18 protein-coding genes are annotated in these 19,286 nt (G+C 28.3%); 14 read left to right on the top strand and 4 right to left on the bottom strand.

Annotated elements, in window-relative coordinates:
- Positions 1 to 60: 60 nt before the first annotated feature.
- Positions 61 to 1,047: a UDP-glucose 4-epimerase GalE gene (galE, locus tag VN21_RS01895; protein WP_046821779.1), complete on the top strand. Its 987-nt coding sequence runs from the start codon at positions 61 to 63 to the stop codon at positions 1,045 to 1,047.
- A gap of 141 nt (positions 1,048 to 1,188) precedes the next feature.
- Here galE and VN21_RS01900 read toward each other — a convergent pair whose 3' ends face one another.
- Positions 1,189 to 1,722 carry a VanZ family protein gene (locus tag VN21_RS01900; RefSeq protein ID WP_046821780.1) on the bottom strand — a complete coding sequence of 178 codons (534 nt, stop codon included), beginning with the start codon at positions 1,720 to 1,722 and terminating at the stop codon, positions 1,189 to 1,191.
- Between the two features lie 207 nt (positions 1,723 to 1,929).
- Between VN21_RS01900 and VN21_RS01905 the strand changes: the two genes are divergently transcribed.
- Positions 1,930 to 3,339, top strand: a complete 1,410-nt coding sequence (locus VN21_RS01905; protein WP_046821781.1) for an RNA-binding domain-containing protein — start codon at positions 1,930 to 1,932, stop codon at positions 3,337 to 3,339.
- Positions 3,340 to 3,537: 198 nt separating this feature from the next.
- Here VN21_RS01905 and VN21_RS01910 read toward each other — a convergent pair whose 3' ends face one another.
- The 3 genes from VN21_RS01910 to VN21_RS01920 are packed head-to-tail and all read right to left on the bottom strand — an operon-like array spanning position 3,538 to position 5,794.
- The gene (locus VN21_RS01910) at positions 3,538 to 4,281 is read right to left on the bottom strand and encodes an amino acid ABC transporter ATP-binding protein (RefSeq protein ID WP_046821782.1); all 744 of its coding nucleotides are present in this window, start codon (positions 4,279 to 4,281) and stop codon (positions 3,538 to 3,540) included.
- A gap of 11 nt (positions 4,282 to 4,292) precedes the next feature.
- On the bottom strand, positions 4,293 to 4,961 hold the full coding sequence (locus VN21_RS01915; RefSeq protein ID WP_046821783.1) for an amino acid ABC transporter permease: 669 nt from the start codon (positions 4,959 to 4,961) through the stop codon (positions 4,293 to 4,295).
- Positions 4,962 to 4,972: 11 nt separating this feature from the next.
- Entirely contained in the window at positions 4,973 to 5,794 is an 822-nt protein-coding gene (locus tag VN21_RS01920) for a transporter substrate-binding domain-containing protein (protein WP_046821784.1), read from the bottom strand.
- 339 nt (positions 5,795 to 6,133) lie between these two features.
- Here VN21_RS01920 and VN21_RS01925 point away from each other — a divergent pair, with 339 nt between their 5' ends.
- The 12 genes from VN21_RS01925 to murJ all read left to right on the top strand — a co-directional run bounded on the left by VN21_RS01925 (position 6,134) and on the right by murJ (position 19,189).
- Positions 6,134 to 6,760, top strand: coding sequence for a YveK family protein (locus VN21_RS01925; RefSeq protein WP_052951950.1), 627 nt, complete (start codon positions 6,134 to 6,136; stop codon positions 6,758 to 6,760).
- A gap of 38 nt (positions 6,761 to 6,798) precedes the next feature.
- Entirely contained in the window at positions 6,799 to 8,634 is a 1,836-nt protein-coding gene (locus VN21_RS01930; RefSeq protein ID WP_046821785.1) for a polysaccharide biosynthesis protein, read from the top strand.
- An 89-nt stretch (positions 8,635 to 8,723) separates the two neighbouring features.
- On the top strand, positions 8,724 to 9,326 hold the full coding sequence (locus tag VN21_RS01935) for a sugar transferase (RefSeq protein ID WP_046821786.1): 603 nt from the start codon (positions 8,724 to 8,726) through the stop codon (positions 9,324 to 9,326).
- Positions 9,327 to 9,337: 11 nt separating this feature from the next.
- A complete protein-coding gene (locus tag VN21_RS01940) occupies positions 9,338 to 9,964 on the top strand; it encodes an acetyltransferase (RefSeq protein ID WP_046821787.1) in 627 nt (208 codons plus the stop codon).
- An 11-nt stretch (positions 9,965 to 9,975) separates the two neighbouring features.
- Positions 9,976 to 11,109, top strand: coding sequence for a DegT/DnrJ/EryC1/StrS family aminotransferase (locus tag VN21_RS01945; RefSeq protein ID WP_084821897.1), 1,134 nt, complete (start codon positions 9,976 to 9,978; stop codon positions 11,107 to 11,109).
- A 10-nt stretch (positions 11,110 to 11,119) separates the two neighbouring features.
- Positions 11,120 to 12,226, top strand: coding sequence for a glycosyltransferase family 4 protein (locus VN21_RS01950; protein WP_046821789.1), 1,107 nt, complete (start codon positions 11,120 to 11,122; stop codon positions 12,224 to 12,226).
- 21 nt (positions 12,227 to 12,247) lie between these two features.
- Positions 12,248 to 13,399 carry a glycosyltransferase gene (locus VN21_RS01955; RefSeq protein ID WP_046821790.1) on the top strand — a complete coding sequence of 384 codons (1,152 nt, stop codon included), beginning with the start codon at positions 12,248 to 12,250 and terminating at the stop codon, positions 13,397 to 13,399.
- A 30-nt stretch (positions 13,400 to 13,429) separates the two neighbouring features.
- Complete coding sequence (locus VN21_RS01960) at positions 13,430 to 13,975, top strand: acyltransferase (RefSeq protein ID WP_052951951.1); 546 nt, start codon at positions 13,430 to 13,432, stop codon at positions 13,973 to 13,975.
- Positions 13,976 to 13,995: 20 nt separating this feature from the next.
- The gene (locus VN21_RS01965; RefSeq protein ID WP_046821791.1) at positions 13,996 to 15,336 is read left to right on the top strand and encodes a nucleotide sugar dehydrogenase; all 1,341 of its coding nucleotides are present in this window, start codon (positions 13,996 to 13,998) and stop codon (positions 15,334 to 15,336) included.
- A gap of 2 nt (positions 15,337 to 15,338) precedes the next feature.
- A complete protein-coding gene (locus tag VN21_RS01970) occupies positions 15,339 to 16,313 on the top strand; it encodes an SDR family oxidoreductase (RefSeq protein WP_046821792.1) in 975 nt (324 codons plus the stop codon).
- Between the two features lie 15 nt (positions 16,314 to 16,328).
- A complete protein-coding gene (locus tag VN21_RS01975; protein WP_046821793.1) occupies positions 16,329 to 17,660 on the top strand; it encodes an O-antigen polymerase in 1,332 nt (443 codons plus the stop codon).
- On the top strand, positions 17,657 to 19,189 hold the full coding sequence (murJ, locus tag VN21_RS01980) for a murein biosynthesis integral membrane protein MurJ (RefSeq protein ID WP_046821794.1): 1,533 nt from the start codon (positions 17,657 to 17,659) through the stop codon (positions 19,187 to 19,189). The genes VN21_RS01975 and murJ overlap by 4 nt, the downstream gene beginning before the upstream one ends.
- Positions 19,190 to 19,286 lie beyond the last annotated feature (97 nt).

A 19,286-nucleotide genomic window follows, 5' to 3' on the forward strand; every position in this document is an offset into this window, starting at 1 on the left:
GAAAACATAATATTATATTAATAAATTTAACTTAAAAATTATACATTGGGAGGTATATAAATGAGCATTCTTATAATTGGGGGCGCAGGATACATAGGAAGTCATACAACTAAATATTTTATTGAAAAAAATGAAGATGTAATAGTAGTAGATAACTTACTAACGGGACATAAAGAGGCTTTATCAACTGATAAGTTTTATAACTGTGATATAAGGGATAAAGAAAGTTTAGATAAGGTATTTAAAGAAAATGAAATAGAAGCTGTTATACATTTTGCAGCTAATTCATTAGTTGGAGAAAGTATGGAAAAACCATATGAGTATTATCATAACAATGTATATGGAATGATGTGTTTACTAGATGTTATGAAAGAAAACAATGTTGATAAAATTGTTTTTTCATCAACAGCAGCTACATATGGAGAACCTAAAAACATACCTATAATGGAGTCTTATGAAACAAATCCAACAAACACTTATGGGGAAACAAAATTAGCAATGGAAAAAATGATGAAATGGTTTGATAATGCTTATAAAACTAAATACGTATCATTAAGATATTTTAATGCAGCAGGAGCATATTTTGATGGAAGCATAGGAGAAGATCATAAAACAGAAACTCATTTAATACCATTGATACTTCAAGTGCCTTTAGGTAAAAGAGAACATATAAGCATATTTGGAAATGATTATGATACAAAAGATGGTACATGCATAAGAGATTATATTCATGTTATGGATTTAGCAGATGCACATTATAAAGCTTTAGAGTATTTAAGAAAAGGAAATAAAAGTGATATTTTCAACTTAGGAAATGGTAATGGATATTCAGTTAAAGAAGTTATAGATATAGCTAGAAAGGTAACGGATTTTAATATAACTGCAATAGAGGAAGAAAGAAGAGGTGGAGATCCAGCTGTTCTTATTGCTTCTAGTGAAAAAGCTAAAGATATACTTAAATGGAATCCCAAATTTGATTCTTTAGAAAAGATAATAGAGGATGCTTGGAATTGGCACAAAAACAATCCTAATGGATATTCTAAGTAAAATTATAGCATATAAATAATTTAAACAATAAAAAAGAGATGAGATATTAGTTAGCGAAGAACGTAAATATAAGTTGCAGCTACCTTTAAAGCTTTACTTTAGCTTTGGTAGCAAAACTTATATTTGTGTTCAAGCACCCAACTAAGATTGGTCATCTCTTTTTAAATTTCTAAAATAGTTTATGAATTTGATATATACATAAGAACCTAAAAATCCACCTAAAGTATTTAACCAAACATCATCTATTTCACAAAATCTATAAGGGATAAATCCTTGAGTAAATTCTATAAATAAAGTTAATGCTAAACTAGCAAAAACAACCTTTTTAGTATTACCGCTAGTTTTTGCACAAGCAAAGAAACCAAATGGCATAAATAAAACTAGATTTCCTACGTTTTGATATAAAAAGTACATTAATCCACGAGTTAAGTATGTACTTATAGGAACTTTTAAAGGTATTAAATTAAAAATCTCAAACTTAGAAAAAGGAACATCTAATCTAATTGGAAATAATGTCATAGCAACTACTGCAACTATAGACATATATAAACCAAGATTAATGCTTTCATTTTTAAAACTAAAACTTTTACTATTTATAAAACATAAAAGACTTCTAAAAAATACATAAGCCCATAAAAAACATAGTAAAACTATAAAATTAAACCGTATTACCAAAATTACACCCCCTATGTAATAAAATTTAAAACAACTTAAATATTATAACATAACGAAAATAAGTTAGCGAAGAATAAAAAATATAAGTTGTAGCTACCTTTAAAGCTTTACTGTAGCTTTGGTAGTCCATATAAAATTAAGTAAATCTTATAAAAAGAATTTTTTTAGTATATAATTATAAATATTAGAATTAAGGAGGTGCAATTGATGAATCAGACATTAAGTAAAATAATTAATATATTACAATCCGGAGAAAGTATATCTGTTGAGTTTAAACAAAGCCAAGTAAATCTCAATAAAGATGTATTTGATACGGTATGTTCATTTTTAAATCGACATGGTGGAGACATTGTTTTAGGGGTAGATGATGATGGATCAGTTATAGGTATTAACCCTGATAAAATTGATAAGATAAAGAAAGAGTTTGTAACTCAGATGAACAATCCAAATAAAATAAACCCTCCGTTTTATTTATCTATAGATGAAGTAAATATAGAAAGTAAAAAAGTTCTTCATATATATGTTCCTGAAAGTTCTCAAGTGCATAGATGCTCAAATAAAATATTTGATAGAAATGAAGATGGAGATATAGATATAACAAATAATACAAATCTTGTAGCACAACTTTATGCAAGGAAGCAAAGAAACTATACAGAAAATAGAATATATAAAGCTATAACAATAGATGATTTAAGAATAGATATTATAAAGAGAATTAGGAAGTTAGCTAGTAATCAAAAAGTTAATCATCCTTGGCAAGATATGGATGATATGGAGCTGTTAAGAAGTGCTGGTCTTTATTTAAAAGATTATCAGACAGGTGAAGAAGGATTTACATTAGCTGCGGTATTACTATTAGGTAAAGATGAAGTTATAACTTCTGTCTTACCTCACTATAGAACAGATGCTATATTAAGAGTGGATGATAAAGATAGATATGATGATAGGGACGATATTAGAACGAATTTAATAGAGAGTTATGATAGATTGATGGGATTTATAGAAAAGCATTTAAAAGATAAATTTTATTTGGAAAAAGATCAAAGAATAAGCTTAAGAAATCATATATTTAGAGAGGTTATATCAAACATATTAATACATAGAGAGTATACTAACCCATTTCCTGCAAAATTAATAATAGAAGAAGATAAAGTTATAACTGAAAATAGCAACAAACCTCATAGGTATGGATATATAAACCCTGAAAATTTCTCTCCATTCCCTAAAAATCCTATTATTGCGAAAGTGTTCAAGGAAATTGGATGGGTTGATGAGCTAGGTTCTGGAGTAAGAAATATTTATAAATATAGTAAGTTGTACTCGGGAAATCAACCTAAACTAGTAGAAGAGGATATATTTAAAATATTTATACCAGTTATGCCACAAGCTATGCCACAAGCTATGCCACAAGCTATGCCACAAGGTGAATCAAGAAACTCTAAAATATTAGAATTTTGTAATGAACCGAAGAGCAAAAATGAAATATTAGAATTCTTAGGATTAAAAGATAGAAAAAATTTGATGAAGAATATATTGCAACCACTGATTAACAATGGAGAACTAAAGTTAATGATACCAGACAAACCAAGAAGCCCAAAACAAAAATACTATAGCTAAATCTTAGTTAAATTTATACATAAAAGTTGACAACTTTATAAACAAAAATGAAATCAAAAAAAGATAACCAAAATCAGTTAGCGAAGAATAAAAAATGTAAGTTGCAGCTACCTTTAAAGCTTTACTTCAGCTTTGGTAGCAAAACTTATATTTTTATTCAAGAGACCTACTAAAATTGGTTATCTTTCATTTTGCTATTTAAGCATACTCGTGAGCACTTATATTAGCAAATTGACTTATTCTACTGTTTTTACTAGATTTAAAAAGTTTATCCGGAGAATCATCTTCTACGATAGTTCCATTTTCCATAAATATTATTCTATCTGCAACTTGTTTTGCGAAGTTCATCTCATGAGTTACTATCAACATAGTTATATCAGATTCAGATAACGATTTTATAACCTGTAAAACTTCTCCTACAAGCTCTGGATCAAGTGCGGATGTAGGTTCATCCATAAGTATTATTTCTGGATCAACAGCTATAGCCCTAGCGATTGCAACTCTTTGCTTTTGCCCACCAGATAGTTTCGATGGATATTCATAAAGCTTGTCACTCAATCCTACTAATGATAATTTTTCAATTGCTATTTTTTTTGCATATTCTTTTTTAAACTTATTAACAACTAAAAGTGGTTCCATTACATTTTCTATAACTTTTTTATTATTAAAAAGATTATAATTCTGAAAAACCATTGCAGATTTTTTTCTTATTTTAAAAATATCCATTTTAGATAAATTATTTAACTTTACGCTAACATCGCCTATATGTAATTCTCCTTCATCAGGCGTTTCTAATAAATTAATGCATCTAAGCAAAGTCGATTTTCCGGTACCAGAAGGACCAATGATAGCAACTACCTCTCCTTTTTTAACTTGTAAATCTATATTATTTAAAACTATATTTTTATTAAACTTTTTAGTCAAATTAGTTATTTTTAGCATATATATCTCCCCTAATAGGCCTTACTCATTTTTACTTCTAATTTACTTTGTATAAATGATAATAATAAACTTAGACTCCAATAAATTATTATTATACATGTAAATGCTTCTAAATACTTATATGATGCAGCTGCCTCAGACTGTGCAGTTGCCATAATTTCAGTTACACCTATAGTAAAAGCTAATGCGGATCCTTTTATTATATCAGCGAACGTATTCATCATAGCGGGAATTGCTACTCTTATAGCTTGAGGTAAAATTACTCTTATCATAGCTTGAGTATAAGTCATACCAAATGCATAACAAGCTTCTAGTTGACCTTTATCTACAGAGGATATAGCACCTCTTAAACTTTCAGAAAAATATGCAGATGAATTTAGACCTAGAACTATAACTGCTGCTGTAAAAGAGTCTAACTCTTTCAATGATGGAATTACTTGTATTAATCCAAAATATATAAAAAACATTTGTGCTACTAGAGGTGTTCCCCTAAAAAATGACACATAAACTTTTGATAGTTTGTTTAAAATAGGAACTTTTGCATCTACAACTAAAGCTATTATTATACCTAATACTAATCCTAGCAACAATGCCAAAAACGACATTTTTAAAGTTACAGTTAAGTATTTTAACATAATAGGTATTAAGTTAGTAATAAAATTCAAATCGAAAATTTTCATATTGACACCTATTAATTTTCTTTAGTTGTATCTATTTCAAACCATTTATTAGACAACTTTGTAAATGTACCATCTTCATGCATCTCTTTTATTGCTTTGTTGACTTTCTCTATTCTTTCTTTGCTAGCTTCTTCTTTTCTAAATGGATACTGATTTATTTCATATACACCAGTATCTATATCTGCAACTTTTAATTTTAAATTTCCTTGTTCTATAGTTGTTTTAGCTTTTACTTCTGAAAGCCAAGCTGCATCTAATCTTCCATTTTCAACGTCTTTTTCCATAGGAACACCGTCAAATGTAACAATTTCTAGACCTAGATTATGTTTTTCGTTTAAATCTTTTAGAGTTTTTTCTCCATTTCCACCTAATACACAACCAACTTTCATGCCTTTAAAATCTTCGATACTATCTAATTTACTATCTTTTTTTACTATAAACTTATATTTGCTATAGGCATATGTATCACTAAAGTCATATTTTAATCTTCTTTCCTCATTTGTAGACATCTGATGAGCTACAGTATCTACTTTACTTGAATCTAACATTCCCATAAGCCCACTAAACTTAGCTGTTTGGTACTCTATTTCAAAATTAGCCCTTTGTCCTATTTCATTCCATACGTCTACTTCAAATCCCTTATTTTTATCATTTTCCTTAAAACACCATGGGAAATATTCAGTTGAAACCCCTACAACCAACTTTTCTTTTCCTTCTGATTTTACAGCAGTCTGTCCTTTTTCATTTTTCTCACTTGAACATCCTGTTAAAACTGTCATACAAAGTACTAAACTAGATATTACTGTTAATAATTTTTTTCCCTTAAATCTCATTATTTTACCCCCATTTTTGATAAAATTTTTACATTAGTATCATGATATCATATATAGAAAATCTTATCTTATCGGAATTTTCTATATATATTATACATATTATTTGAAATTTCTATTTTATATAAAACTAAAAAAGATAAGTAAAATCAGGTAGTGAAGAATAAAAAATATAAGTTGTAGATATCTTTAAAGCTTTACTGTAGCTTTGGTAGTAAAATGTATCTTTTTAAAATGAAAAAAATAGTCACATAAAATAAATCAACTTAATAAGATAAAGAGGGTAGAAAAATATGTAGAATAAACAATAAAATTGCAAAATAAAGTCAATGGAGGTCAAATATGGAGGGTAATATTGGCATAAAAGGATACTTACAAATTATAAAAAGAAGATCATGGATAATGTTTTTAATAACATTCATAGCAATATTTGTAAGTGCAGGTGTAAGCTTCTTTGGAGTAAATCCAGTATATGAAGCAAATACAACTCTTTTAGTAGATATTAACAAAAAACCTGGAGCTGAAATGATAACAAGTGAACAGCTCAGTGTTTCTGAAAAACTAGCAGTAACTTATGGAGAAATAATAAAATCAAAATCAGTATTAAATGAAGTTGAAGATTCACTAGATTTAAAATGTGGATATGAAGAACTTTCAGACAAGGTAAACGTCTCATCAATTAATAAAACACAAATCATTTCAGTATCAGTTCAAGATACAAATCCAAAAAGAGCAACAGACATAGCTAATGCTATACCAACAGCATTTCAACAAGAAGTAAAAAGAATAACAGAAGCTAATGACGTTAAGGTCATAGATAAAGCTGTAGTTCCAAACAAACCTACAAAACCAAACAAAGCAACAATCATAGCAATATCAGCAATACTAGGAATTATGATATCGTTATTTGTTATATTCTTACTTGAATATCTAGGGCCTAAGGAAGGTGTAAAAGAAAATGATAAATAAGAATTTATATAAAACTATAGTGGTAGTTGAATATAAGTATGTGCAAAATTAGGCAACTAATTTTAATCGCAACAGATATAGCATGCATAGTATTGGCCTTTTTAAGTTCTAACTGGATAATATATTCTAAATATAAATTACAAGATACAGGTTTATATGAAATCTTAACTTTTATTATTGTAAGTGTAGTGATTTTATCTTTATGCAAATGTTATAGAAATCTATGGAGATATGCAGGAGAAGAAGAATTAATAGCAATAGTATTTGCATGTATATTATCAATAATTACAACTTATTCAATACATTTATTGATAGGTATAGAATTTGTACAAACTTTTTATATACTAAATTTAATAATAACAACCTCGCTAATTAGTTGGGCAAGACTTACCTACAGAACAGGAAGGCGAGTTTTTATAAGAAGTAGATTAAAAGAAAAACCATCTAATGTCCTTATTGTAGGAGCAGGAAGTGCAGGAGATATAGTAATACAAGAACTTAAAAACAATCCTAAACTTTTAAAAAAGCCTATAGGAATAGTAGATGATGATATAAAAAAACAATGTAGAAGAATGCATAACGTGCCTATTATAGGTATGGTAAAAGATATAGATATTATAGTAACTAAATATGATATTGATGAAATTATAATAGCTATAGCTAATATAAGTAGAAAAGATAAAAAGAATATTATAGAAGTTTGTAAGAAAACAAAATGTAAATTAAAAACTATTCCAGGTATATTTGAAATTATAGATGGAATAGTAGATATAAAAAAAATTAGAGATGTTCAAATTGAAGATTTACTAGGTAGAGATCCAGTAAAAGTAAACCTAGATGAAATAAGTGGATATTTACAAAATAAAGTAGTATTAGTTACGGGTGGAGGTGGAAGCATAGGTAGCGAACTATGCAGACAAGTATCAAGCTTAAATCCCAAACAACTTATAATACTTGATAACTACGAAAATAACGCATACGCAATTCAACAGGAGTTAGTAAGAAAATATGGTACGAGCCTAAATTTAATTACAGTAATAGCATCAATTAGAGAAGAAAAGCGTATGGATGATATATTTAAGAAGTATAAACCAGATGTAGTATTTCATGCAGCTGCTCATAAACATGTTCCACTTATGGAAAAAAACCCAAGTGAAGCTGTAAAAAATAATATATTTGGAACAAAGAATGTAGCAGTTTTAGCAGATAAATACAAAGTTAAAAGGTTTGTACTTATATCTACAGACAAAGCTGTTAACCCAACCAATATAATGGGAGCAACAAAAAGAGCTGCAGAAATGATAATACAAACTATGAATGAAAAAAGTGAAACAGAGTTTGTGGCTGTTAGATTTGGAAATGTTTTAGGTAGCAATGGAAGTGTTATTCCATTATTTAAAAAGCAAATTGAAGAAGGGGGACCAATAACTATAACTCACCCAGAAATCACTAGATATTTTATGACTATTCCAGAAGCTGTACAACTTGTTATACAAGCAGGTGCAATGACAAAAGGTGGAGAGATATTTGTACTTGATATGGGAGAACCAGTTAAGATAGTTGATTTAGCAAAAAACTTAATCAAACTTAGTGGGTTTGAACCGGATGTTGATATATGCATTGAGTTTACAGGGCTTAGACCAGGAGAAAAGTTATATGAAGAGTTACTTATGAGTGAGGAAGGGCTAAGTGACACAAGTCATGAAAAAATATTTATTGGAAAACCAATCAGTATTAACGTAGAAAAATACAAGATGCATTTAGATTTTTTAAAAGCTATTGTAGATAAAGAAAAAGTAGAGCTAATTGATATTATTATGAGAGAGTTAGTTCCAACTTATATTACACCTGAAGAAGCAAATAAGAGTAGATGAAGACCACGGACTTGAAGTGTTTCGTCAATAAGCTATGGTTTACCCCTAGATTATGCTGATAATAAAGCTTAAAAGAGGTGAAAAGATTTATGCAGAAGTTTATAAAAAGAGCTATTGATATTTTAGGTTCTTTTTTAGGAGGATTATTAATTTCTCCTATTTTAATTATCATAGCTATTTTAATAAAAATTAAGTTAGGATCTCCAATATTTTTTACTCAAGATAGAGGAGGAAAAGATGGTAAGGTCTTTAAAATAGTAAAATTTAGGACAATGTTAGAAGCTTATGATAAGTCAGGAGAGCCACTATCTGATAAGGAAAGAGTAACTTCATTTGGAAATTTTCTTAGGAGTACAAGTTTAGATGAGTTACCAGAACTTATAAATGTGTTAAAAGGAGATATGAGTTTGGTTGGACCAAGACCATTACTTGTTGAATATATAGATTTATATTCTAAAGAACAATTTAGACGACATGAAGTTAGGCCAGGAATGACAGGATGGGCCCAGGTTAATGGAAGAAATAATTTAAATTGGGACGATAAATTTAAAATGGATGTTGATTATGTAGATAATGTGAATCTCTTACTTGATATAAAAATTCTTTTTTTAACTATATTTAAGGTTTTAAAAAGAGATGGAATAAGCAAAGATGGTCATGTAACTATGGATAAATTTAAAGGTAATCAATAGTAGGTGATTGTATGAAAGAAGTTATTGTTATAGGTGCAGGAGGCCATTCATCTGTGATAATTGAAATTATCGAAGCTATGATAGATTCTGGACATGATTTGAAAATCAAAGGATTATTAGATGATAATGAAAAAATATCAGAATTTATGGGATATAAGATAATTGATAGGATAGAAAATGCAATGCTTTATAATAGTGAATACACTGAGTATGTAATAGCAATAGGAAACAATCAAACAAGAAAGAAAATATATAGTAAATTTAAAAACTTAAAATATTTTACAGCCATTCATCCAAGTGCCATTGTAAGTAAAAGCTCAGTTATAAAAGAAGGAACTGTTGTAATGGCCAGGGCCGTAATAAATGCAAATAGTGAAGTTGGAAGTCATGTGATTATAAACACTGGAGCAATTATAGAACACGATAATAGAATAGATGATTTTTGCCATATATCACCTGGAGCAACACTATGTGGAGGAGTGACTATAGGAGAAGAAACTCATATAGGTGCAAATTCAACTATTATTCAATATAAAAGTGTAGGGTCAAAAACAATAATAGGTGCAGGAGCTACAGTTATAAATGATATAAAATCAAATGTTGTTGCAATTGGATGTCCTGCAAAACCAAAACAATAGAGGTTATAAAAATGGAAAAGAAGATATATCTATCTTCCCCTCATATGGGAGGAGAGGAGTTAAATTATATAAATGAAGCATTTGATACAAATTGGGTTGCCCCACTTGGACCAAATGTTAACAACTTTGAAAAATCAGTATGTGAATACACAAATTCAAAGGCTGCTACAGCCTTAGCTAGTGGAACTAGTGGAATCCATTTAGCACTTAAGTGTTTAGGAGTAGGACAAGGAGATATTGTATTTTGTTCAACGTTAACTTTTTCAGCTACTGCAAATCCTATAATATATCAAGGTGCAGAGCCTGTGTTTATAGATTCTGAGTATGAATCTTGGAACATGGGCCCAATTGCACTTCAAAAAGCTTTTGATAATGCAGAGAAAAATAACAAAATGCCAAAGGCTGTTATAGTAGTTAATTTGTATGGACAAAGTGCAGATTACGATAAGTTAAAAGATATATGTAATAAATATAATGTTCCTATTATAGAAGATGCGGCGGAGTCTTTAGGTGCAACTTACAAAGAAGCTCAAAGTGGAACTATAGGAGATATAGGTATATATTCATTTAATGGAAACAAGATAATCACTACTTCTGGTGGTGGGATGATGGTTTCAGATAATGAAGAATATATAAAAAAAGCTTTGTTTTGGGCGACTCAATCTAGAGAAAATGAGAGACATTATGAGCATAAAGAATTAGGGTTTAATTACAGAATGAGCAATGTTGTTGCCGGAATCGGCATAGGACAGATGAAAGTTCTTGATGAAAGAATAGAAAAGAAAAAAGAGATTTATGAAACTTATAAAAGTGCTTTCAAAGATATAGATAATATACAAATGATGAATGTATGTAACTTTGGTAAGCCAAATTACTGGTTATCTGCAGCTACAATAAGTGGAAACTCTGAAATTAAACCATTAGATATAATATTGGCTTTAGAAAAAGAGAATATAGAAAGTAGGCCAGTATGGAAACCAATGCATATGCAGCCTTTTTTCAAAGAATATAAATTTTTTAGTTCTTTAGATATAGAAAGTGTGTCAGCAGATTTATTTAATAGAGGCATATGTTTACCATCAGATACAAAAATGAACGAAGAGGATATAAATAAGGTAATAAATATAATTACACAAATGTTTTAAGGAGTGTCTTATGAAAAAAATTCTAATTTTAGCTAACAATGATATAGGATTGTATAACTTTAGAAAAGAATTGCCTCAGAGATTACTAAGGCTTGGATATGATGTAACAATAGCTTTACCATATGGAGAAAAAGTTGAAAAGTTTAAAGATATGGGATGTAATTTTATAGAAACTCCTATGAACAGAAGAGGTATGAATGTTATACAAGATTTAAAGTTATTGATTCAATATATAAAAATTATAAAGAAAATAAAACCTGATTTGGTTCTTACTTACACTATAAAGCCTAATATTTATGGAGGAATAGCGTGTAGAAGTTTGAACCAAAAAGTAATTCATACAGTTACAGGGTTAGGTAGTGTATTTATACGAGATTTATGGATAAAGAAAATATTAATAAAATTAAATAAATTTTCATTCAAAAACGCATGCCATATATTTTTCTTAAATAAAGAAAATCAAGATTTTTATAAAAACATAAAGATAATAGCAAATCAACAGCAGATAAGTATTGTTCCAGGATCAGGAGTAAATCTTAAAGAATTTCAATTCAATGAATATCCTAATAATGAAAAAATCAAATTTACCTTTATAGCTAGAGTTATTAAAGATAAAGGAATAGAAGAATTTTTAGAAAGTGCTAAAAATATAAAAGATAAATATCCAAATGTAGAGTTTGATGTAGTTGGAGCAATTGATGAAGATATATATCTAAATAAATTAAAGGAATATGAAAAGTTAAAAGTTGTAAATTATTTAGGTCATAGATCAGATATCCAAGAGATAATGAAAAAATCATCATGTATAGTATTACCATCATATGGAGAAGGAAGAGGAACTGTACTTCAAGAGGGTGCAGCAATAGGAAGACCATTGATAACTTGTGACACACATGGGTGTAAGGATAATGTAGATGATGGATATAATGGATATTTGTGCAAAGTTAAAGATTATAAAAGCTTACAAAACTCTATGGAAAAATTTATAAACCTATCTTTTGAAGAAAAAAAAGAAATGGGTTTAAATAGTAGGAATAAAGCAGAAAAAGAATTTGATAGAGATATAGTAATAAAAAGCTATATTGATAAGATAAATCAAATTACACAAATGTTATAGATAGAAAGAGGTTTATAAAATATGAGTCTTTTATTTATACATGATCATAAATTTCCTAAGTTTAGAGATGAGTATTTTTGTTCATATGGATTTGATGATAAATTTTGTGATAGATATATTCAAAACTTTGGGAAAATCAAAATTATGGCTTGCCATACTAAAGCAAATATAAATGCAGCAAAGTTTTCAGATACAATAAGCGAAAATATATCATTTATTACTTTTAAAAATATAAAAGATATATTGAAAAGAAAAGTGAGAAAACAGATAGAAGAAGAGATAAAACAAAGTGAATATTTAATTGTAAGATTGCCTAGTTTTATAGGATTAATGTCTTTGAAATATATAAAAAAATTAAATAAACCTTATTTAGTTGAAATGGTAGGTTGTCCATTTGATGCTTTATGGAATCATAGTATATACGGTAAATTTTTAGCACCAATTATGTATATGCTGTGTAAAAAAGAAATTAAAGAAGCTCCTTATGTTGTTTATGTAACTAACGAGTTTTTACAAAAAAGATATCCAACCAAAGGTGAAAGTATATCTTGTTCAAATGTTATGTTACCTAAAAATGAAAAAGATATGTTACAAAATAGATTGAAAAAAATACAAAGTGAAAAGTTAAATAAAAAAATTATTTTAGGAACATGTGCAACGGTAGGATCCAGATATAAAGGGCAACAAAATGTAATTAAAGCAATAAAAGTTTTAAGAGAAAAAGGCTATGAAGTAGAATATCAGCTAGTTGGAGGAGGAGATAATTCCTACCTTAAAAATATAGCTAAAAGATATGATTCTTATGAAAATATTAAATTTATGGGAGTACTAACACATAGTGAAGTATTTGATTGGCTAGATACTATAGATATATATGTTCAACCTAGTTTAACAGAAGGATTACCAAGGTCATTAATTGAGGCATTAAATAGAGGGTGTCCAGCTATAGGAAGTGATGCAGGAGGAATACCTGAGTTACTTGTAGATAAAAGTATATATCCAAAAAAATCATATAAAGAATTTGTAGATGCTTTTGAATATGTAAATATGCACAAAGAAGAACTAGCAATTATAAACTTTAAAAAAGCAAAAGAATATGAAAATAATAAATTAGAAGCTAGAAGAAGTGAATTTTTTAAAATGTTTAAAGAATTTGCAGATATATTGAATTAAATAAATTTAGTTTAAGTAATGGAGAATATTATGAGATTAAATAAAAAGCTATCAATATATTTAAACTTTATATTCAGAAACATACCAATACACATGGTGTTTTTAATTACATCATTATTTCCAAATCATTTATATACAAACCTAATTAGAGGATTTTTAATTAAACCATTTATAGGATCAAGCGGTAAAAAACTACAAATCGCACCTAGAGTTACCATAAATAATCCAGAAAATTTACATGTGGGAAACAATTGCTATATATCTCACAATGTTTATATAAATGCTAAGGGAAAAATTATCTTAGATGATAATGTTATTATTGGCCCCATGAGTGTATTAGCTACAACAAATCATATATTTGAAAATGGAGTTGTAAAAAACAAAGGAATAAGTAAGCCTATTCATATAAACAAAGGAACTTGGTGTGCGTCTCATGTTGTTGTAACAAGTGGGGTAACAATAGGTGAAGGAAGTTTAGTAGCTGCAGGATCTGTAGTAACTAAAAATGTAGAAAACAACATTATAGTAGGCGGAGTTCCCGCTAAATTTATTTCAACTAATGATAATATATCATAAGTTGAAAGGAGGATTTTAAATTGACATTAGAATTGTATCATAAAATAAAAGATAAAAAAGAAAATATATCAGTAATTGGATTGGGATATGTAGGTATGCCATTAGCAATTGCTTTTGCTAAGAAAATAAATGTAATAGGATTTGATGTAAATAAAGAAAAAATAGAACTATATAAACAAGGAATAGATGTTACTAATGAGGTAGGAAATAAAGCTTTAAAAGAAACAACAGCTTTAATGACAAGTGATGAAACTAAATTAAAAGAAGCTAAGTTTCATATAATTGCAGTTCCAACTCCAATAAATGATGATAAAACTCCAGATTTAAGACCAATAATTGGAGCAAGTAGAGTTTTAGGAAGAAATTTAACGAAGGGATCTATAGTAGTATATGAGTCAACTGTATATCCTGGAGTTACTGAAGAGGTATGTATCCCTATATTAGAAGAAGAATCTAACCTGAAGTGTGGAGTTGATTTCAAGGTTGGGTATTCTCCAGAAAGAATAAACCCAGGAGATAAGCTTCATAGATTAGAAAATATAACTAAAGTAGTATCTGGAATGGATGAAGAAAGTTTAGAAAATATAGCTAGTATATATGAATTAATTATAGATGCAGGGGTTCATAGGGCAGAGAGTATAAAAGTAGCAGAAGCCGCTAAGGTTATAGAAAACTCTCAAAGAGATATTAATATAGCCTTTGTAAATGAGTTATCGATGATTTTCAACAAGATGGAAATAGATACGAAAGCAGTTTTGGAAGCATCGGGAACTAAATGGAATTTCTTAAAATTTTATCCTGGATTGGTTGGAGGACACTGTATAGGTGTTGACCCTTACTATTTAACACACAAGGCTGAACAAATAGGATATCATTCACAAGTTATATTATCGGGAAGAAGAATAAATGATGGAATGGGGAAATATGTAGGAGAATCTACAGTTAAGAATCTAATAAAAGCTAATAAGCAAGTAAAGGGAGCTAAAGTAGCAATTTTAGGTATGACATTTAAAGAGAATTGTCCAGATGTTAGAAACTCTAAAGTTATAGATATAATAAATGAATTAAAAGAATACGGAATAAATGTGTTTGTTGCTGATCCTATAGCAGATGAAAATGAGGTAAAAAGAGAATATGGGATAGATCTAACTAAGTTTGAAAATATAAAAAATATGGATGCAGTTATAGTGGCTGTAGGTCATAAGGAATATATGGAATTAACTTTAGAATCTATAAAAAAATTGTATGAAGAAAAGCCTGATTCATTAAACAGTGAAGATAAATTAGTGTTGGTTGACGTTAAAGGTATATTTGATAAAAAAGAAGCTCAGTTAAAGAATTACTTATACTGGAGGTTATAAAGTTGGGATACCAAGACGTGCAATTTCCTAAAGGAACTAAGTTTTTAGTAACAGGTGGAGCTGGGTTTATCGGCTCCAACCTTATTGAAGTACTATTAAATAAAGGTTATTTTGTAAGAGCTTTAGATAATTTTTCAATAGGAAAAAGAGAGAATATAAAAGATTTTATGGAAAATGAAAACTTTGAGTTTATAGAAGGCGATGTAAGAGATATCCAAATATGTCAGGCAATTTGTAAAGATATAGATTATATATTGCATCAAGCAGCTTGGGGATCTGTTCCTAGATCAATAGAAATGCCTTTGTTATATGAAGAAATAAATATAAAAGGAACTCTAAACATGATGACAGCCGCTCGAGATAATTCAGTTAAGCGGTTTGTATATGCATCATCATCATCTGTTTATGGAGATGAACCTAATTTACCTAAAGTAGAAGGAAGAGAAGGAAAATTACTATCTCCTTATGCTATAACAAAGAAAGTTAATGAACTATACGCTAGAAATTATTTTGATTTATATGGATTAGAAACTGTGGGTATGAGGTACTTTAATGTATTTGGTAGGAAACAAGATCCAAATTCGTATTACTCAGCAGTTATTCCAAAGTTTGTTAAATTACTTTTAAGTGATGAATCACCTACTATAAATGGAGATGGAGAGAATTCAAGAGACTTTACTTATATAGATAATGTAATAGAAGCTAATTTAAGAGCTTGTTTAGCTCCAAAAGAAGCTTGTGGAAAAGCTTACAATATAGCCTATGGAGGTAGAGTTTCTCTAAATGAATTATATGAAACTTTAAATAAACTATTATGTAAAGATATAAAACCTATATATGGACCATCTAGAAAAGGTGATATTAAACATTCAAATGCAGATATATCAAATGCTAGAAAATTATTAAATTATAATCCAAGTTATAGCTTTGAGGATGGAATAAAATTGACGATAGATTGGTACAAAAAAAATTTATAATAAAGGAAAATTACTATGGAATTACTATTTACTATAATAATATTTATTCAACTAGTAATAGCTATTATCATATTAAAAGAAACGCTACATCCATTAGTTATTTTAAAAAGTGTAGTATTTTTAGGGTCCATAGGATTATTAATATTTCATAAAGAATGGGGTATTAATATTTCAGCTATGACAGTTTTTATATTGAGTACTGCAATTATGTGGGTGGACTTAGGTTTTGCATTTACGATGATGATAGCAAATACATCAAAGAGAGGAAATTTATATTTAAAAAACAATGAAAATTTTAAAAATAAGAAATATGAACAAAAGATATTAAATATATCAACCAATAAAGCAATTTTATCAACTATATTAATTTTAATAACTATTATAGTGTATTTAAGTATTGGTAGTGATTATATAGTAGGATCGGACAATATAAAAGAGTTTACTAGAAACTTAATGATATACAAAGGAGAAACTAGATCTAATGGGGCTGTGGACTTAGGGGTATGGACATATATCATATTAGTATGTCGTATGTTAGGTGTAGTATATTTATACTTTGCAGTCAAAGAATACATGACTAGTGGATGGAGTAAAAAAGTTAGTATTTTATTAATGCCGTCCATAGCTGTATTTATAATGGGATATATTTTAGGGATAAGATCTATACTTGTAATATATTCATTAATTATTGTATTTGTAGCATATAAAATTCAAGTAAATAGCGATAAATATGAAAATGCTAGAGATAAAAAAAGATTAGAAATTAAGTATCTTATCATGGGAATTTTGTGTATAGGGCTCATTTTTTCTTACTTTTTTATAGCGGGTAAACTAGCAGGAAAAATAGATCCTAATGAAGGCTTGAATAATATTGCTATTTATCTAAGTGGTGGTATAGGTGCATTTGATAATGTGTATAAAAACTTAACATTTACAAGTGATTTATTTGGGCAACAGACATTTAGGATAATATATAAAGCATTTAATATAATTCCATTGTTTGATTTTGAAACTCAAAACACCATAAGTACTACTATATATGGAACTGGTGGATTTAGAACTAATGTATATACTGCAAATCTAAACTTTATGGCTGACTTTGGATATATGGGAGTTATATTATGCAATATGTTAATAGGAATGTTTCATGGTTTTTTATATAATAAATCAAAAAATGAAATTGATGCAGGTGTATGGACTGTGTTAAATGCGTTTTTTATGATGCCTCTAGTATCTTATTTAAATGCAGAAAAATACTTTGCAGCTATGCCATTAAATGCAATATATTTTATAGCAATATATCTTCTTATAAAGCTACCGATTTTATATAAAAGGCGAATAAGATGAATAAAGTAGCCAAAACCACATTGATGTTAATGATAATAACTATAATATCTAAAATTTTGGGTTTTGCAAGAGAATTAGTGCTGGGAGGAATTTATGGGACTACATTTTACAGTGACGCATATATAGTTGCTATGAATATACCTGGAACACTATTTTCTTTAATAGGAATTGCATTAGCTACAACCTTTATACCTTTATACTATGAAAATAATAAAAGTATAAAAGAGAGCAATAAATTTGTAAATAATATTTTTAATATAACCTTGATTTTAAGTGGGGTATTAGTATCATTAGTTCTACTATTCACAGATCAAGTAGTAAAAATATTTGCGATGGGATTTGATGGTTATACTTTTAAGTTAACCGTAGAATTCACAAGAATTATGATATTTGGAGCATTGTTTATGGGAACAAGTAGTATAATAACATCTTTTTTACAAGCTAAAGAAAATTTTATGATTCCAGGACTTGTAGGAATTCCATTCAATATTATTATAATAATAGTTATTATACTGAGCCTTAAGATAAATATATATATACTACCAATAGGTACTGTAATTGCTATGGCAAGTAGACTGGTGTTTCAAATTCCAAGTGCTCGTAGATATGGATATAAATATAAATTTGAAATTGGATTGAAGGAAGAATATATAAAAAAAGTTATATGGTTGGTAGGACCTGTATTTATTGGGGTTGCGGTGAATCAAATAAACACAATGGTAGATAGGACCTTAGCATCTACATTATTGGAAGGAAGTATTTCAGCTTTAAATTATGCTAACAGATTAAATTCTTTTGTAATGGGATTGTTTATAGCATCAATAGGAACAGCTATATACCCCGCATTATCTAAAATGTCGTCTGATAGTAATAAAGAGAGCTTTACAAAAACTGTTTATAAGAGTGTTAACAGTGTAATACTTTTAGTTATTCCAATATCAGTAGGTGCTATGGTTTTAGCTACACCTATAGTTAGTTTATTGTTTGAAAGAGGTGCATTTGATGCAAATGCTACTAAAACTACAGCAAGTGCATTGATATTTTATTCTATAGGAATGGTTGGATTTGGACTTAGAGATATATTGGGTAAGGTATTTTATTCATTACAAGATACAAAGACCCCTATGATAAATGGAGCTATAGCTATGGGAATAAATATAATACTAAACTTAATATTAGTTAAATTTATGGGTCATGCAGGATTAGCATTTGCTACAAGTTTATCAGCGATTATATGTATATTGATTTTATTTAGAAGTCTTAAGAAAAAGATTGGATATTTTGGGCAAGATAAAATAATAAGAACTACAATTAAATCGATAATAGCATCTATTTTAATGGGAATAACAACATATGTTATATATAGCATGTTATCAGGTATGTTGGGAATTGGCACAATACAAAAAGCTATATCATTATTTGGATCTATAGGAATAGGAGTTTTAACATACGGAGTATTAATAGCGATATTAAAAGTTGAAGAAGTAAGTATGATAATTAATTTTGCAAAAAGGAAATTGAACATGTAGTTTTATATAAAAACAAACTCAAAAAGATGACTAAGTTATATATTAACTTGGTTATCTTTTTAATAATTTGTTGATATAACTAAGTAAAATATATAGT

The organism is Paraclostridium benzoelyticum (assembly GCF_001006285.1).
Taxonomy (GTDB): Bacteria; Bacillota; Clostridia; order Peptostreptococcales; family Peptostreptococcaceae; genus Paraclostridium; species Paraclostridium benzoelyticum.

Excerpts from the sequence above, each read along its gene's own strand:
- VN21_RS01950 (WP_046821789.1), top strand. The coding sequence starts at position 11,120 with ATGAAAAAAATTCTAATTTTAGCTAACAATGATATAGGATTGTATAAC.
- VN21_RS01920 (WP_046821784.1), bottom strand. The coding sequence starts at position 5,794 with ATGAGATTTAAGGGAAAAAAATTATTAACAGTAATATCTAGTTTAGTA.
- murJ (WP_046821794.1), top strand. The coding sequence starts at position 17,657 with ATGAATAAAGTAGCCAAAACCACATTGATGTTAATGATAATAACTATA.
- VN21_RS01945 (WP_084821897.1), top strand. The coding sequence starts at position 9,976 with ATGGAAAAGAAGATATATCTATCTTCCCCTCATATGGGAGGAGAGGAG.
- VN21_RS01905 (WP_046821781.1), top strand. The coding sequence starts at position 1,930 with ATGAATCAGACATTAAGTAAAATAATTAATATATTACAATCCGGAGAA.
- VN21_RS01910 (WP_046821782.1), bottom strand. The coding sequence starts at position 4,281 with ATGCTAAAAATAACTAATTTGACTAAAAAGTTTAATAAAAATATAGTT.
- VN21_RS01935 (WP_046821786.1), top strand. The coding sequence starts at position 8,724 with ATGCAGAAGTTTATAAAAAGAGCTATTGATATTTTAGGTTCTTTTTTA.
- VN21_RS01915 (WP_046821783.1), bottom strand. The coding sequence starts at position 4,961 with ATGAAAATTTTCGATTTGAATTTTATTACTAACTTAATACCTATTATG.
- VN21_RS01975 (WP_046821793.1), top strand. The coding sequence starts at position 16,329 with ATGGAATTACTATTTACTATAATAATATTTATTCAACTAGTAATAGCT.
- VN21_RS01940 (WP_046821787.1), top strand. The coding sequence starts at position 9,338 with ATGAAAGAAGTTATTGTTATAGGTGCAGGAGGCCATTCATCTGTGATA.
- VN21_RS01955 (WP_046821790.1), top strand. The coding sequence starts at position 12,248 with ATGAGTCTTTTATTTATACATGATCATAAATTTCCTAAGTTTAGAGAT.
- galE (WP_046821779.1), top strand. The coding sequence starts at position 61 with ATGAGCATTCTTATAATTGGGGGCGCAGGATACATAGGAAGTCATACA.
- VN21_RS01930 (WP_046821785.1), top strand. The coding sequence starts at position 6,799 with ATGTGCAAAATTAGGCAACTAATTTTAATCGCAACAGATATAGCATGC.
- VN21_RS01925 (WP_052951950.1), top strand. The coding sequence starts at position 6,134 with ATGGAGGGTAATATTGGCATAAAAGGATACTTACAAATTATAAAAAGA.
- VN21_RS01960 (WP_052951951.1), top strand. The coding sequence starts at position 13,430 with ATGAGATTAAATAAAAAGCTATCAATATATTTAAACTTTATATTCAGA.